Source organism: Streptomyces sp. NBC_00162, assembly GCF_024611995.1.
Classification (GTDB): domain Bacteria; phylum Actinomycetota; class Actinomycetes; order Streptomycetales; family Streptomycetaceae; genus Streptomyces.
In genome coordinates this window covers 6,811,400-6,825,689 of the sequence record NZ_CP102509.1, presented here as the reverse complement: position 1 = coordinate 6,825,689, position 14,290 = coordinate 6,811,400, and the positions used below count along the sequence as shown (strand labels likewise).

Below are 14,290 nucleotides of genomic sequence, written 5' to 3'. Positions count from 1 at the left end.
TACATGATTACAGCCGAACAGAGCGAGCAGCTCCGCGCGTGGTTCGCCGAGCGCCTGCCGGTGGACGTGTACGAGTCCCTCGTGTCGGTCACGGCCGACCGCGAGGAGATCACGGTCGTCGGCACCGTCCCGGCGACCGAGTCGGTCAAGGCGTTCCGCGAACGCACCCGCGAACAGCGCATCGAAGTGGCCCGAGAGGCCGAGGAGCTCTACCGCCGCAAGGTCGCCTGGGGCGTGCGGGCGGGTGAGGAGACGACCCTCTTCACCCACCTCGCCGTCCCGGTCATGACCCGCCTGCGCCAGTCCGAACGCCAGGTCCTCGACACCCTGGTCGCCGGCGGCGTGGCCCGCAGCCGGGCCGACGCCCTCGCCTGGTGCGTCCGCCTGGTGGGGGCCAACACCGACACCTGGCTGACGGAACTGCGCGACTCCCTGGACAAGGTCCACCAGGTCCGTGCACAGGGCCCGGACGTGGCGGAGAGTACGGACTCCAGGAAGTCCGAGTCCGAATAACGCAATCCCCCCACGGGCACGCATGATCCCGTAAGGCTGGCCACGACCACCATCCAGGGAGAGGCACGCACCATGACCACCACCGTCGAATACATCCGCTACCGGATCGCATTAGACGACCAGCAGGCCTTCGAGGACGCGTACACCCGGGCGGCCGAGGCCCTGGCCGCCTCGCCCGAGTGCATCGACTACGAACTGGCCCGCTGCGAGGAGGAGAAGGAGCGCTACATCCTCCGTATCCGCTGGACCTCGGTCGACGCCCACCTCAACGGCTTCCGCAAGGGCGAGCACTTCCCCGCCTTCTTCAGCGCGATCCGGCCGTACGTGACGGCCATCGAGGAGATGCAGCACTACCTCGTGACGTCCGTCGTCGGAACAGGAAAGGCCGCAGGGTAACCATGAGCACGACACCCACCATCTACGAGTGGATGGGCGGCGCGGAGGCGATGAACCGCCTCACCGACGCCTTCTACGGCCACGCCCTGCAGGACGAGATCCTGGCCCCGGTCTTCGCGGGCATGGACTCCGAGCACCCGCAGCACGTCGCGGTCTGGCTGTCGGAGGTCTTCGGCGGCCCGTCGGACTACTCCGCCCACCACGGCGGCCACCAGCACATGGCCACCAAGCACCTGGGCCGCGCCATCACCGAGAAGCAGCGCCGCCGCTGGGTGGACCTGCTCCTGGACACGGCGGACGAGGTCGGCCTCCCGACGGACCCCGAGTTCCGCGCGGTGTTCGTCTACTACATCGAGTGGGGCACCCGCATGGCCCTGATCTACTCGGGCCCCAACCCGCCGCCGGTGGACGCGGCCAAGATCCCGGTCTGGTCCTGGGGCCAAACTCCCCCGTGGGTCCCGAAGACCCCGACCTCCTGACAAGGCGACGCCCCAGCCCCACCGGGCACGATCCGCGGGGTCTGGGGCGGAGCCCCAGGTCTTTTCAGCCCGGCCGGCGCACATCCAGCCTCGCCGGCGTTTGAGGCGCGGGGTCCGGGGCGGAGGCCCGATTCTTTCAGCCCCGCCGGCGCTTGAGGCGCGGGGTCCGGGGCGGAGCCCCGGCAACCGGCCCGGGCCCGGACTCGGCGAGCAGCACGGTCAGCGGCGGCGCAGCCCCCTCGGCCTCCCGCCAGAAATCGACGGCCTCCTCGAGGATCTCGACCAGGACCTCCCAGTCACCCGGCCGCGCATCGGCGAAGCCCCGCCACGAGGTCACGGCCACCAGCCGCCCCGCGGCGTCCGGCAACCACGACAGGTCCCGGAGCGAATCGGCCAGCGCGTCCCAGTTCCCCCCGAACCACTCCGGCAGCCGCAGGGCGTCCCCGCAACGCCGCATCAGCTCGGCCTTCCCCCGTACGCCGTCCAGGTCCAGCCGTAGGGCCGTCCACCCGGCGGCTTCGGCGGCGGCGAGCGCAGGGGCGAGCGGCTGCGGGTCCAGGGTCATCGGAGAACCGCCTTGAAGGTGTCGTAGTGGTCGTCCGTGTAGAAGAACTCCCCACCCTCACCCGTCACGATCCGCCGGGCCCCGCGGTCCCGTTCCCCCGGCGTCCTCACCGTGAACTCGTGGTAATAGCCGCGCTTCTGCTTGGGCAGGATCTTCTCGAAGTTCCCGAAGACCGTCCCGTCCTGGCGGTACGGATACGGCCCGCCCTTGTCGATGAGCGCGAGCACGTCCCGGGCCTGCTGCGGCAGCGCGTCGGCCCGTACGGTCGCCATCCCCTTCGCCCACGAAGGAGCGGCACCGGGGACGGCACGGGAACTGGCCGCGACAGGTGACGCGGGTTCCTTCCCGCCGCAGCCCACCGCACCGACCAGCGCGGCACACAGGAACACGGCCCCCAGCAAACGCAGCAACGATCGGGGCACGTTCCGAAAGATCATGCACCGATCGTGCCAAATATCCGATTCGCTCGCGAATCGCCCGGTGGCCTCAGAGCGCGGCCATCTTGGTGTATGGGCTCAGGACTCGTTTCTGGACCGACCCGAAGTCGACGAGAACAGCGATCCCCTCCTCGATTCCGACGACACGGCCGAGGCCGTGCTCATCGTGAGTAACCCGGTCGCCGACGCTGAACTGCCGGATGGGCTGTTCCACGGGGGCCTTGAACGGGCTGGACGGCAAATGGCGGCGAGGTACTGCTGACTTTGTCATTGGAACCAGTATGCGCCCAGCAAGCCGCCGTGCGGTCCGCCGTTCGGATCTCAATTCCGGCACCATCCGCACCAGCGGCGCCTACAGGTCGTCCGGATCCGCCCGCTCGAGCGCCGGCCGCAGCCCGGGGGCCGACTCGGTCAGCAGGTAGTCGGCGACCGCCGTGTCCGTGACCAGGCTGGTCACCAGCCCCGACCGCAGCACCGCCCCGATCGCGGAGGCCTTGCGCAGCCCGCCCGCGATCGCCACGACCTCGGGGATCCGCCGCAGCCGGTCGGCCTCGACGGTGATGCACCGCTCGCCGAGGTCCCGGCCGACCCGCCGCCCCTCGGAGTCGAACAGGTGGGCCGACATCTCGGCCGCCACGCCCAGCGAGGCGTAGTGGGCCCGCTCCTCGTCCGTCAGCATGTCGTGGACGGTGGAGATGCCCGGCTCCCACGACCCGATGGAGACGGCGGCGACCGTCACCTTGTCGAAGTACTCGAAGGCACGCGCGATCCCGGTCTGGCTGCGCAGCGCGGCCGCGGTCGCAGGGTCGGGCAGCAGCATCGGCGCGTAGATCGGGTGGGCGTCCCCGCCGGAGACCTGCGCGGCCCGCCGTACGGCCTCCACGGACCCGCGCTCGGCGGTCCCCGCGTCGTACACACCGGTCAGCTGCACCACGGTGCACGGCGGCAGCCGGTGCAGGGAGGCGGCCATGTGAATGGTCGACCGTCCCCACGCCAGGCCCAGTACGTCGCCCTCGTTGACCAGCTCGCCCAGCAGATCGGCGGCGACCGCGCCCAGGTTCTCCGGATCGGGCGCGTCCTCGGTGGCGTCGGCGGGCGACTCCACCACGACGGCGTGCCGCAGCCCGTACCGGGCCCTGAGCGCGTCCGACCGCTCCGCGTCCAGTTCGGCCGGCACCCGGATCTCGATCCGTACGAGGTCGCGTTCGAGGGCGGTCTCCAGGACCCGGGCCACCTTGAAGCGGCTCACGCCGAACTCCTCGGCGATCTGGATCTTGGACTTGCCCTCGAGGTAGAAGCGGCGCGCCATGGCCGCCGCCTGTACCAGCTCCGCGGGTCCCATCCGCAGGGCTGACCGTCCCGCCGACATTGCAGACACCGCGTTCTCCTCACTGCTGTTCACACTCTCGTGTTCACACTCTCGACTCGCCGTTCATCCTGTCAGATCCGACGGCCGTTGATCAGCCTGGACAGCTTCCGTTCATCGAGCTGTTCACCAACGCTTGGCTCAGTGGTCGCAAGCCCAGGGCGCCACGGAGATCGCCGCGTCCGCCTGCTCACGCAGCGTGCTCACGGCGGCGGCCGGATCGACGGCGCCGTAGACCGCACTGCCCGCGACGAAGACGTCGGCGCCGGCCTCGGCACAGCGTTCGATCGTCGAGGCCGAGACCCCGCCGTCCACCTGGAGCCACAGCTCCAGACCGTGCTTGGCGATCAGCTCCCTGGTGCGGCGGATCTTGGGCAGCATGATGTCGAGAAAGGGCTGGCCGCCGAAGCCCGGCTCGACCGTCATGATCAGCAGCATGTCGAGCTCGGGGAGGATGTCCTCGTACTGTTCGATCGGCGTCGCGGGCTTGAGGGCCATGGACGCCCGCGCGCCCTTCGCCCGGATCTCCCGCGCGAGCCGCACCGGGGCCGCCGCGGCCTCGGCGTGGAAGGTGACCGACCCGGCGCCCGCCTCGACGTACTGCGGGGCCCAGCGGTCCGGGTCCGCGATCATCAGGTGGAGGTCCAGCGGAATGTCCGTGGCCCTGCTCAGGGACTCCACGATCGGCATCCCGAGGGTGAGGTTGGGGACGAAGTGGTTGTCCATGACGTCGACATGCAGCCAGTCGGCTCCCTCGACCGCCTTCGCCTCCTCGGCGAGTCGGGCGAAGTCGGCGGACAGGATGCTGGGATAAATCTGAGCGGCCATGCCCCAAGCGTGCCATGCCTCCACACGGTTCCGGCCACGACCCCGGAAGTCACGCGCCGCGTAGCGCAGCTAAAGTGATCATGGAGAACATTTCACTTGTCCTGCGAGGTCGCCTTCGGCACGGTTCTGTCCATGACATCCATGCCCCACGAGCGGCCGGGTCGGCATCCCGGGGACTCCCGGAAGCCGGCCGCACCGGTCCCGGACGAAGTCCCCCGCCCCTCCTCTCCCTGGGGCAGCCGGGACTTCCGTACCCTCTTCGGCGCCACCACGCTCAACCAGCTCGGCACCAACACCGGCCACGTGGCCGTCCCGCTGCTCGCCCTCACCTCCCTCGACGCCTCCCCCGCGCAGGTCGGCACCCTCGCCGCGCTGGCCACGCTCGCCTTCCTGCTGATCGGCCTGCCGGCCGGCGCCTGGGTCGACCGGCTGCGCACCCGCGGCGTACTGATCGCGGCGGACCTCGCCCGGGCGGCCCTCTTCGCCTCGCTCCCGCTCGCGTGGTGGCTGGACGCGCTGACCCTGACCCAGCTCTACCTGGTCGTCCTCCTGAACGGCTGCGCGACCGTGTTCTCGGACGTGGGCTCGCAGAGCGTGCTGCCCCAGCTGGTCGGCCGGGGCGGCCTGGTCCGGGCGAACGCCGCCATGGTGACCCTCATGGCCGCCGCCAACATCGCCGGACGCGGCGTGGGCGGCGTACTGATCGCCGCACTCACCGCCCCGTTCGCACTGGCCTGCTCCTCGGCCGCGTACCTCGTCTCGGCGCTCCGCCTCACCCGGATCCGGCCCGCCCCGACCCCGCCGGGAGGCGTCCGTACGTCCTTGCGGTCCCAGATCGGGGAGGGCCTGCGGCACGTGCTGGGCCACCCCGAACTGCGCGCCCTGGCCCTGGCCGCCGGCCTGACCAACCTGGGCGGCTCGATCGTCAACGCCATGCTGCCGGTGCTCTTCGTACGGGAGCTGGGCCTCTCCCCCGCCTCGCTGGGCCTGTTCTGGGCGGCGGGCGGTGCGGGGCTGCTCCTGGGCGCCCGGCTGGCCCGCCCCTTCGCGGCGCGCGTGGGCTACGGCCGCGCCCTGCTGCTGAGCCTGACGCCGGCGGCGCTGCTGGTACCGCTGCTGGACCACGGCCCGTGGCTGTGGCTGGCGGGCGCCGGCTGGATGGTGTCCAGCATGAAGATCGGCTCGGACAACGTCCTCGGGGTCAGCCTCCGCCAACACCTGACCCCGGACCCCCTGCTGGGCCGCATGAACGCCACTTTCCGCTTCATGCTGACGGGCGCCATCGCCCTGGGCGCGGCGGCCTCGGGCCTCCTGGCGGAGCTCACCACGCTGCACACGACCCTGTGGACGGGCGCGGCGATCCTGGCGGTGTCGTTCCTGCCGGTGGCACTGTCACCGATCCGGGGACGGCGGATGGCGGTGTGACTGCGGGGGGCGGGGGGCGGGACTCCCCGCCCCCCGCGAAACGCGCCTACGCCGTGCGCCTCAGCAGTGCCAGGTACATCGCGTCCGTGCCGTGCAGGTGCGGCCACAGCTGGACGTCCGGTCCGTCGCCCAGGCCCGGGACGCCCGACATGAACGGCCTGGCGTCGATCAGTTCGGCCGATACCGGGGTCGCGGCCGCGCCGCGGCCCTTCAGGACGTCGTCCACGACCACCCGCGTCTCCGCCAGGTGCGGCGAGCAGGTCGCGTAGCCGACGACGCCGCCCACCCGCACCGCCGACAACGCCTCCCGCAGCAGCCCGCGCTGGAGCGGCGCGAAGCCCTCCAGGTCCTCCGGGCGGCGGCGCCACCGGGCCTCGGGGCGGCGGCGCAGCGCGCCCAGGCCGGAGCACGGGACGTCCATCAGGACGCGGTCGAAGGAGCCCGGCAGCCACGGCGGCCGGGTGCCGTCCGCCGCGATGACCTGGTACGGGCCGGGGTTGCCCGCCAGCGCGTGCTCCACCAGGCGCGCCCGGTGCGGCTGCTTCTCGGAGGCCAGCAGGAACGCGCCGCGCTGCGCCGCCAGCGCCGCGAGCAGCGCCGCCTTGCCGCCGGGGCCCGCGCAGCCGTCCAGCCAGCGCTCGTCGCGGCCCTCGACCGGCACCGCCGCCAGGGCCATCGCCACCAGCTGGCTGCCCTCGTCCTGGACACCCGCGCGCCCGTCGCGCACGGCCTCCAGCGCGCCCGGCTCGCCGCCCTCGGCCATCCGTACCGCGTACGGGGACCAGCGGCCGGGCAGCGCCGACTCCTCGCCCACCGCCTCCAGCAGCTCCTCGGGGGTGGACCGCCCCGGCCGCGCCACCAGCGTGACCTCGGGCCGCTCGTTGTCGGCCTCCAGCAGGTCCTCGATCCCGGCGCGCCCGCCGCCCAGCGCGTCCCACAGGGCGCTGACAACCCACCGCGGGTGCGAGTGGTACACCGCGAGGTGCTCCTCGGCGTCGTCCTCGTACGGCGGCGCGACCCGCTCCAGCCAGCCGTCCAGGTCGTGCGCGGAGATCTTGCGCAGCACGGCGTTCACGAACTTCGCGCGCCCGTCCCCGAGCACCACGCGGGCCAGCTCCACGCTCGCGGAGACGGCCGCGTGCGTGGGGATGCGCGTCCCGAGCAGCTGGTGCGCGCCGAGCGAGAGCACGTCCAGCACGGGCGGGTCGACCTCCCGCAGCGGGCGGTCGATGCAGGCCTTGATGACCGCGTCGTACGTGCCCTGCCGGCGCAGCGTCCCGTAGACCAGCTCGGTGGCCAGCGCCGCGTCCCGCGCCTCGAAGCCCTCCGCCTGGCGGGCCTTGCGCAGCAGCGGCGGCAGCACGAGGTTGGCGTAGGCGTCGCGCTCGTCCACCGCCCGCAGCACCTCGAAGGCCAGCATCCGGACGGGGTCCTTCTGCGGTCGGCGGTACGGCTTGGCCTGCTTGCCTCCCGCTCCGGCGGCGGGTCGGCGACGGGGCTGTTCGCTCACGTGAAAGGTGCTCCGGGTTTACGAGGTGCTTCGACTGCGTACGAGTATGCGAATCGGCCGGGGAGGAACCGGCTGGGATCAGCCTACGTCGGCCCCGCCGACGCGCTCGCCGGGAGCGATCCGCACCCCTCGGGCCCAGTCGGCGCCCCGCATCGGCTTCTTGCCCTGGGGCTGGACCCACAGCAGTTCCACGGCGTGCGAGCCGGTTCCGACGTAGACGTTGTTCTTGGCCGGGGCCAGCACACCCGGCGCGAGGTCGGTGCGGTCCGGCACCAGGCCCACCGAGATCAGCTTGAGGCGCTCCCCGCGGAAGACGGTCCACGCGCCCGGCGCCGGCGTGCAGCCGCGCACGACGCGGTCCGCGCGCATCGCCGGGGCGGTCCAGTCGATCCGGGCGTCCTCCACGGTGATCTTGGGGGCGAGGGAGATCCCGTCGACGGGCTGCTCGACGGCGCGCAGGGTGCCGTCCTCGATGCCGTCCATGGTGGCGGCCAGCAGTCCGGAGCCGGCGAAGGCGAGCCGGGTGAGCAGGTCGCCGCTGGTGTCGGTCGGCCGGACCTCCTCGGTCAGGATCCCGTAGACCGGGCCGGAGTCCAGGCCCTCCTCGATCTGGAAGGTGGAGGCGCCGGTGACCTGGTCCCCCGCCATGATCGAGTGCTGTACGGGCGCGGCACCGCGCCAGGCGGGCAGCAGCGAGAAGTGCAGGTTGACCCACCCGTGCCTGGGGATCTCGATGGCGCTCTTGGGGATCAGCGCCCCGTAGGCGACGACCGGGCAGCAGTCCGGGCCGATCTCGCGCAGCCGGGCCTGGAACTCGGGGTCGCGCGGCCGGACGGGCTTGAGCACCTCGATCCCGGCTTCCTCGGCGCGCTCGGCGACCGGGCTGGCGACGAGCCGGCGCCCGCGGCCGGCGGGTGCGTCGGGCCGGGTGACGACGGCGGCGACCTCGTGCCGCCCGGAGGCGATGAGGGCGTCCAGGGCGGGCACGGCGACCTCGGGGGTGCCTGCGAAGACGAGCTTCACTGGGGTCCTACCTCGCTATCTCGGCTGTCAGCAGCGCACCAGTCTATGGGGCGTTGGCCGGGCGCCCCACCGGTGACCGGAAGGGGGCGTACGTACACACACGCGCCTCTCGCATATGCCGACACGCCCCCAGAGCGTGACCTGGGCGCCGGGTGGCGCGTTGGTCAAGAGAGATTGACCAAAACGGGCCGCGCCGCGAACGGTTTCTGCGGCCCGACCGCCCTTCAGCACCGGTTCGAGAGGCTTCTTCATGGCCGACCACGCCACCCACGACGCCCAAGCCCGGGCCAGCCTGCACCTGCTGGTGCGGGACATCGAGCGGGTTCGCCGGCAGGTGGATGCCCTGCGTACGCTCACCGCCCAGCTCGGCAATGTGTACCGCCCCCGCCGCTCCGGTCCCTCCACGGGCTTCGTCGTCTACGGCCGGGCGCCCGCGCCCACCGTCCGCCTCGCGCAGGAACTCCGGGACAGCGTCGAGACGCTGGTCACGGCCGCCGTGGACTTCGACCGCTCACTCGGCTTCTCGTGGGACGCGGTCGGCTCGGCGCTGGGCGTCACCAAGCAGGCCGTACACCGGCGTTACGGTGCGCGGCGTGCGCAGGCCGCCGAGTCCGCGGAGCCGGCGGCCGAGGCGACGACCACCCGGACCATGGGCCCGCTGCCCACGATCCCGGCCGCCCGCTCGGTGCCGCCGCAGCCCTTGCGCGAGGAGTCCCAGGCCGTGTCGGGCCCCCGCTCCCCGGCCTTCCCCGGCCCGCGCAACGGCTGACCCTCCCGCCGCCGGGACGCCGACCCCCGACGGCCTGGGAGACTCCCCGCCTCGAACACCGACGGGCTGGATCGCGCACAGCGCAGTCCAGCCCGTCGGCGTGTGAGGGCACGGGCGCGCAGGGCACGCAGGGCGACCCCTCAGCCGATGTCGAGCGGGTCGATGCGGACCCGGACCGACTCCGACGCCGGGAGTCCCCGTGCCATACGGGCCGCCTGCGCCGACTTGAGGGCCGCCGCCAAGGCCGCCCCGCTGCCCGGCGGGACCCGGACCAGCGCCCGCTCCCCGGGACTGGCCTCCCCCCGCCGCCCCACCAGCGGCACCGGGCCGAGGATCTCCGCGTCCGGCGGCAGCCCGGCCCCGGCCAGGAAGGCCTCCACGACCTCGCCCCGGCCGGCCACCGCCGCCATCCGGGACACCGGCGGGAACCCGAGCTGGGCCCGCTCCGCGAGCTCCCGTACGGCATGGCCCACCGGATCCCACCGCACCAGCGCCTGGACCGGCCGCAGCGTCGGCTCGGCGACCACGACGACCTGCCCCTCCCCCCGTACCAGCGAGGCGGCGGCGATCCAGCGCCGCAGCGCGTCCTCCCCGGCCCGCAGGTCGGGCCGGGTCAGCATGGCCCAGCCGTCGAGCAGCAGCGCCGCCGCGTACCCGGCGCCCGCCGCGACCGGCTCCGCCCCGGGGGTGCACACCACCAGCGCCGGCCGGTCCGGCACCTCGTCCAGGACGTGGTCGCGCCCGGACGTCCGGACGGGCACGGCCGGGAAGGCCCTCCCCAGTTCCTCGGCCGTCCGCCGCGCGCCGACCACCTGGGCCCGCAGCCGGAACGACCCGCACTCCTCGCAGTGCCAGGACGGCTCGGGCCGCCCGCACCAGCCGCACTGGAGGTCCCGCTCGTCGGGGGCCTCCAGCGGCCCGGCGCAGACCGTGCAGCGGGCCGGCGTACGGCACCGCTCGCACGCCAGCCGGGGCACGTAGCCCCGCCGCGGCACCTGGACCAGCACCGGCCCGGTCTTGAGCCCCTCCCGTACGGTCTCCCATGCCAGGCTCGGCAGGCGCGCGGCCCGGGCCGCCCCGTCGCGGGCCAGCAGTTCGTCGCCCACCGTCCGGATCCGCGGGGCGTACTGGCGCACCGTCTCCCGGTCCGCGACCAGCGGCCGCGCCCACCCGGACTCGACGAGCTGTGCGGCCTCCACGGTGCAGCTCGTGCTCCCGGCCAGGAACCCGCAGCCGTCGGTGACCGCGCGCAGTTCCAGTACCTCGCGGACGTGCGGGAAAGGGGCGCGGTCGTCGCTGTGGCTGGAGTCCCCGTCGTCCCAGACGGCGACCAGCCCGAGGTCGCGTACGGGGGCGAACATCGCCGCCCGGGTGCCGACGACGGCCCGCACCGAGCCCCGGCTCACGGCGAGCCACTCGCGGTAGCGCTTCTCCGGCCCGGACTCGGCGGTCAGCAGCGCGTGCCGCCCTTCGCCGAGCAGAGCGGTGAGCGCCGTGTCCAGGCGGGCGGCGGTGCGCCCGTCGGGGACCACGGCGAGGGCCCCGCGCCCGGAGGCGAGGGTGGCGGCGATGGCGCGGGCCAGCTCGTCGGCCCAGCCGGGGCCGGGCAGGGCGGTCCAGACGGCGCGCGGGGCGGCGCCGGTGGAGAGGGCGCGCAGGAAGGCGGGCCCGGATCCGTACCGCTGCCAGCCGCCGGGCTCGGGCGCGGCGGGCGGGGGCAGCGGCTCCGGTGAGGGCTTGGCCTCGGCGCGGGCATTGCGCGGAGGCAGGGCGAGCTGGAGTACGTCGGCCAGGCTGCCGGCGTACCGGTCGGCGACGGCCCGGGCCAGGGCCAGCATCCGCGGGCCGAGCACCACCTCGGGCGAGACGACCTGGGCGAGGGCGGCGAGGGCTCCGTTGTAGTCGGACTCGGCGCGCCGCTCGACGATGAAGCCGTCGATGAGCCCGCCGCCCTCCCGGCGGCCGCCGTGCACCCGGTGGGAGCCGGCGCCGAAGCGGACCCGGACGCGGACGCCGGGCTGGGCGGACTCGGAGAGTTCGGCGGGGACGGCGTAGTCGAAGAGCCGGTCGAGGTGGAGCACGCCCTTGTTCACGAGGACGCGGGCAACGGGAAGTTCCTCGGCGACGGCGGCTCCGCGCCAGGTGCGGGGCTTCGCCTTGGGCGCCTTGGCCTTCGCCTCGGCGACCATCTCCCGGATCAGCGCCAGCTGCTCCGGCGGGGGATCGTTCGCGCTGCTCACACCAGCATTCTTACCAAACCGCACTGACAGCCGGACGTGCGAGCGGCCCCGGACCACGAGGTCCGGGGCCGCTCGTCACGAACGGTGGTGCTCAGAGACCGGCGGCCGCGCGCAGCGCGTCGACGCGGTCGGTGCGCTCCCAGGTGAAGTCCGGCAGCTCTCGGCCGAAGTGGCCGTAGGCGGCGGTCTGGGCGTAGATCGGGCGCAGCAGGTCGAGGTCGCGGATGATCGCGGCCGGGCGGAGGTCGAAGACCTCGCCGATGGCGTCCTCGATCTTCTGCGTGTCGACCTTGGCGGTGCCGAAGGTCTCGACGAACAGGCCGACGGGCTCGGCCTTGCCGATCGCGTACGCGACCTGGACCTCGCAGCGCGAGGCGAGACCGGCGGCGACCACGTTCTTGGCCACCCAGCGCATGGCGTAGGCGGCGGAGCGGTCGACCTTGGACGGGTCCTTGCCGGAGAAGGCCCCGCCGCCGTGGCGGGCCATGCCGCCGTACGTGTCGATGATGATCTTGCGGCCGGTCAGGCCGGCATCGCCCATCGGGCCGCCGATCTCGAAGCGGCCGGTCGGGTTCACCAGCAGCCGGTAGCCCTCGGTGTCCAGCTTGATGCCGTCCTCGACGAGCTGGGCCAGCACGTGCTCGACCACGAACTCGCGGATGTCGGGAGCGAGCAGCGAGTCCAGGTCGATGTCCGAGGCGTGCTGCGAGGAGACGACCACGGTGTCCAGGCGGACGGCCTTGTCCCCGTCGTACTCGATGGTGACCTGGGTCTTGCCGTCGGGGCGCAGGTACGGGATGGTCCCGTTCTTGCGGACCTCGGACAGCCGCTTGGAGAGCCGGTGCGCCAGGTGGATCGGCAGCGGCATCAGCTCGGGGGTCTCGTCGCAGGCGTAGCCGAACATCAGGCCCTGGTCGCCGGCACCCTGCTTGTCCAGCTCGTCCTCGTCGCCCTCGACACGCTTCTCGTAGGCGGTGTCGACACCCTGCGCGATGTCCGGGGACTGCGCACCGATGGACACCGAGACGCCACAGGAGGCGCCGTCGAAGCCCTTCTTCGAGGAGTCGTAACCGATCTCGAGGATCTTGTCGCGGACGAGCTGCGCGATCGGCGCGTACGCCTTCGTCGTCACCTCGCCGGCGATGTGCACGAGACCGGTCGTGATGAGGGTCTCGACGGCGACGCGGGAGGTCGGGTCCTCGGTGAGGAGCGCGTCGAGGATCGTGTCGCTGATCTGGTCAGCGATCTTGTCAGGGTGGCCCTCGGTGACGGACTCCGAGGTGAACAGACGACGGGACACAACGCTCCCTGGGGTTGCAGCGGCTGCTGGCTGATCATTTGTTGGAACCACACCAGAGGCTGCGCCTGATCACGTTCCGAATGCAGTTTATCGGTTGCCACCGTTCACCGGTCCACCCGTCTCGCCTTATGGGAGCCGTGTGACCTGCGGCACTCCATTCTGGCGCACGGATGTGGCAAGGAGAAGGGACTCCGTCAGGCGCGTCGCGCCGGAAGGCGCGCCGCGACCTGATCCCACACCACGTCGGCGAGGGCTTCCTTCGGACCGTGGGGGACGGGCGTCTCGGATCCGTCCGAGGCCAGGATCACGGCCTCGTTCTCCTCCGAACCGAAGGTCTTGCTCTCGCCGACCTCATTCACGACCAGGAGGTCGCATCCCTTGCGCCGGAGCTTGGCACGGCCGTTGGCGAGGACGTCGTCGGTCTCGGCGGCGAATCCCACGACGACCTGCCCCACCCGGGCCCGGTCGGCCGAGACCTCCGCGAGGACGTCGGGGTTGCGCACGAGGGCGACCGGCGCGGGCTCCTGCCCGTCCTTCTTCTTGATCTTCCCGCCCGCGTACTCGGCGGGCCGGAAATCGGCCACGGCCGCGGCCATCACCACGACGTCGGCGTCCGCGGCCGCCTTGAGGACCGCCTCGCGCAGCTGGACGGCCGTCCCCACGCGTACGACGTCCACCCCGGCCGGGTCGGCCAGCGCGGTGTTGGCCGCGACGAGGGTGACCCGGGCGCCGCGCGCGACGGCGGTGCGGGCGAGGGCGTAGCCCTGCTTGCCGGAGGAGCGGTTGCCGAGGAAACGGACCGGGTCCAGGGGTTCGCGGGTGCCGCCCGCGCTGATCACCACGTGCCGTCCGGCGAGGTCCGGCTCGGCCACCCCGCGCGCCAGGACGGCCCGGCACACCTCGAAGATCTCCTCGGGGTCGGGCAGCCGGCCCTTGCCGGTGTCCTTGCCGGTCAGCCGGCCCACGGCGGGCTCGATGACGACGGCCCCGCGCCGCCGCAGCGTGGCGACGTTCTCCTGGGTGGCCGGGTGCTCCCACATCTCGGTGTGCATGGCGGGGGCGAAGACCACCGGGCAGCGGGCCGTGAGCAGGGTGTTCGTGAGCAGGTCGTCGGCCAGCCCGTGGGCGGCCTTGGCCAGCATGTCGGCGGTGGCCGGGGCGACCACGACGAGGTCGGCGGACTGTCCGATGCGCACGTGCGGCACCTCGTGGACGGTCTCCCACACCTCGGTGGAGGCGGGGTTCCCGGACAGCGCGGCCCAGGTGGCCTCGCCGACGAAGTTCAGGGAGGCCGCCGTGGGCACCACCCGTACCTCGTGCCCGGACTCGGTCAGCCGGCGCAGCAGCTCGCACGCCTTGTAGGCGGCGATTCCGCCGCTCACCCCCAGCACAACCTTCGGCTTACCCACCGCACACTCCCCTTCGGCTCTGATCCTCGT

General features: G+C 73.0%; 15 protein-coding genes. 5 read left to right on the top strand and 10 right to left on the bottom strand.

The genetic code is table 11. The features are described 5' to 3' along the window. The first annotated feature begins 3 nt into the window (after window positions 1-3). From JIW86_RS31705 to JIW86_RS41725, 3 genes are all read left to right on the top strand, one after another. Window positions 4-513, top strand: a complete 510-nt coding sequence (locus tag JIW86_RS31705) for a hypothetical protein (protein ID WP_257557234.1) — start codon at window positions 4-6, stop codon at window positions 511-513. 72 nt (window positions 514-585) lie between these two features. After that, window positions 586-909 (top strand): putative quinol monooxygenase, encoded by a 324-nt coding sequence (locus tag JIW86_RS41730; protein ID WP_215147933.1) that lies wholly within the window; start codon window positions 586-588, stop codon window positions 907-909. A gap of 2 nt (window positions 910-911) precedes the next feature. Then, window positions 912-1,388: a group II truncated hemoglobin gene (locus JIW86_RS41725; RefSeq protein WP_215147931.1), complete on the top strand. Its 477-nt coding sequence runs from the start codon at window positions 912-914 to the stop codon at window positions 1,386-1,388. A gap of 136 nt (window positions 1,389-1,524) precedes the next feature. Here JIW86_RS41725 and JIW86_RS31695 read toward each other — a convergent pair whose 3' ends face one another. The 5 genes from JIW86_RS31695 to rpe all read right to left on the bottom strand — a co-directional run bounded on the left by JIW86_RS31695 (window position 1,525) and on the right by rpe (window position 4,584). Further along, entirely contained in the window at window positions 1,525-1,953 is a 429-nt protein-coding gene (locus JIW86_RS31695; protein ID WP_257557232.1) for a barstar family protein, read from the bottom strand. After that, window positions 1,950-2,390, bottom strand: coding sequence for a ribonuclease domain-containing protein (locus tag JIW86_RS31690; protein WP_257557230.1), 441 nt, complete (start codon window positions 2,388-2,390; stop codon window positions 1,950-1,952). Before JIW86_RS31690 ends, JIW86_RS31695 begins: the two co-directional genes overlap by 4 nt. 49 nt (window positions 2,391-2,439) lie before the next feature. Then, the gene (locus tag JIW86_RS31685) at window positions 2,440-2,661 is read right to left on the bottom strand and encodes a CarD family transcriptional regulator (RefSeq protein WP_215147924.1); all 222 of its coding nucleotides are present in this window, start codon (window positions 2,659-2,661) and stop codon (window positions 2,440-2,442) included. Between the two features lie 81 nt (window positions 2,662-2,742). Next, window positions 2,743-3,792, bottom strand: a complete 1,050-nt coding sequence (locus tag JIW86_RS31680; protein ID WP_208948665.1) for a sugar-binding transcriptional regulator — start codon at window positions 3,790-3,792, stop codon at window positions 2,743-2,745. Between the two features lie 105 nt (window positions 3,793-3,897). Continuing rightward, window positions 3,898-4,584 carry a ribulose-phosphate 3-epimerase gene (rpe, locus tag JIW86_RS31675; RefSeq protein WP_215147922.1) on the bottom strand — a complete coding sequence of 229 codons (687 nt, stop codon included), beginning with the start codon at window positions 4,582-4,584 and terminating at the stop codon, window positions 3,898-3,900. A gap of 132 nt (window positions 4,585-4,716) precedes the next feature. Between rpe and JIW86_RS31670 the strand changes: the two genes are divergently transcribed. Further along, window positions 4,717-6,009, top strand: coding sequence for an MFS transporter (locus JIW86_RS31670; RefSeq protein WP_257557217.1), 1,293 nt, complete (start codon window positions 4,717-4,719; stop codon window positions 6,007-6,009). A 46-nt stretch (window positions 6,010-6,055) separates the two neighbouring features. On the opposite strand, the gene JIW86_RS31665 is transcribed toward JIW86_RS31670, so the two are convergent. Both JIW86_RS31665 and fmt read right to left on the bottom strand, forming a co-directional pair. Next, window positions 6,056-7,519: an RsmB/NOP family class I SAM-dependent RNA methyltransferase gene (locus JIW86_RS31665; protein ID WP_257557215.1), complete on the bottom strand. Its 1,464-nt coding sequence runs from the start codon at window positions 7,517-7,519 to the stop codon at window positions 6,056-6,058. A 78-nt stretch (window positions 7,520-7,597) separates the two neighbouring features. Continuing rightward, window positions 7,598-8,542, bottom strand: coding sequence for a methionyl-tRNA formyltransferase (gene fmt, locus JIW86_RS31660; RefSeq protein WP_257557213.1), 945 nt, complete (start codon window positions 8,540-8,542; stop codon window positions 7,598-7,600). A 250-nt stretch (window positions 8,543-8,792) separates the two neighbouring features. Between fmt and JIW86_RS31655 the strand changes: the two genes are divergently transcribed. After that, window positions 8,793-9,311 carry a hypothetical protein gene (locus JIW86_RS31655; RefSeq protein ID WP_215150845.1) on the top strand — a complete coding sequence of 173 codons (519 nt, stop codon included), beginning with the start codon at window positions 8,793-8,795 and terminating at the stop codon, window positions 9,309-9,311. Window positions 9,312-9,451: 140 nt separating this feature from the next. Here the strand turns inward: JIW86_RS31655 and JIW86_RS31650 are convergent, their stop codons facing one another. The 3 genes from JIW86_RS31650 to coaBC all read right to left on the bottom strand — a co-directional run bounded on the left by JIW86_RS31650 (window position 9,452) and on the right by coaBC (window position 14,260). Beyond that, window positions 9,452-11,500 (bottom strand): primosomal protein N', encoded by a 2,049-nt coding sequence (locus tag JIW86_RS31650; RefSeq protein ID WP_257559512.1) that lies wholly within the window; start codon window positions 11,498-11,500, stop codon window positions 9,452-9,454. 142 nt (window positions 11,501-11,642) lie between these two features. Then, window positions 11,643-12,851, bottom strand: coding sequence for a methionine adenosyltransferase (metK, locus tag JIW86_RS31645; RefSeq protein ID WP_257557210.1), 1,209 nt, complete (start codon window positions 12,849-12,851; stop codon window positions 11,643-11,645). A gap of 194 nt (window positions 12,852-13,045) precedes the next feature. Further along, the gene (coaBC, locus tag JIW86_RS31640; protein WP_257557208.1) at window positions 13,046-14,260 is read right to left on the bottom strand and encodes a bifunctional phosphopantothenoylcysteine decarboxylase/phosphopantothenate--cysteine ligase CoaBC; all 1,215 of its coding nucleotides are present in this window, start codon (window positions 14,258-14,260) and stop codon (window positions 13,046-13,048) included. Window positions 14,261-14,290 lie beyond the last annotated feature (30 nt).

What these genes read in the sequence shown, in the direction of transcription:
- JIW86_RS31705 (WP_257557234.1), top strand. Translation starts at nt 4, where the DNA reads ATGATTACAGCCGAACAGAGCGAGCAGCTCCGCGCGTGGTTCGCCGAG.
- JIW86_RS41730 (WP_215147933.1), top strand. Translation starts at nt 586, where the DNA reads ATGACCACCACCGTCGAATACATCCGCTACCGGATCGCATTAGACGAC.
- JIW86_RS41725 (WP_215147931.1), top strand. Translation starts at nt 912, where the DNA reads ATGAGCACGACACCCACCATCTACGAGTGGATGGGCGGCGCGGAGGCG.
- JIW86_RS31695 (WP_257557232.1), bottom strand. Translation starts at nt 1,953, where the DNA reads ATGACCCTGGACCCGCAGCCGCTCGCCCCTGCGCTCGCCGCCGCCGAA.
- JIW86_RS31690 (WP_257557230.1), bottom strand. Translation starts at nt 2,390, where the DNA reads ATGATCTTTCGGAACGTGCCCCGATCGTTGCTGCGTTTGCTGGGGGCC.
- JIW86_RS31685 (WP_215147924.1), bottom strand. Translation starts at nt 2,661, where the DNA reads ATGACAAAGTCAGCAGTACCTCGCCGCCATTTGCCGTCCAGCCCGTTC.
- rpe (WP_215147922.1), bottom strand. Translation starts at nt 4,584, where the DNA reads ATGGCCGCTCAGATTTATCCCAGCATCCTGTCCGCCGACTTCGCCCGA.
- JIW86_RS31670 (WP_257557217.1), top strand. Translation starts at nt 4,717, where the DNA reads ATGACATCCATGCCCCACGAGCGGCCGGGTCGGCATCCCGGGGACTCC.
- JIW86_RS31655 (WP_215150845.1), top strand. Translation starts at nt 8,793, where the DNA reads ATGGCCGACCACGCCACCCACGACGCCCAAGCCCGGGCCAGCCTGCAC.
- JIW86_RS31650 (WP_257559512.1), bottom strand. Translation starts at nt 11,500, where the DNA reads ATGGTCGCCGAGGCGAAGGCCAAGGCGCCCAAGGCGAAGCCCCGCACC.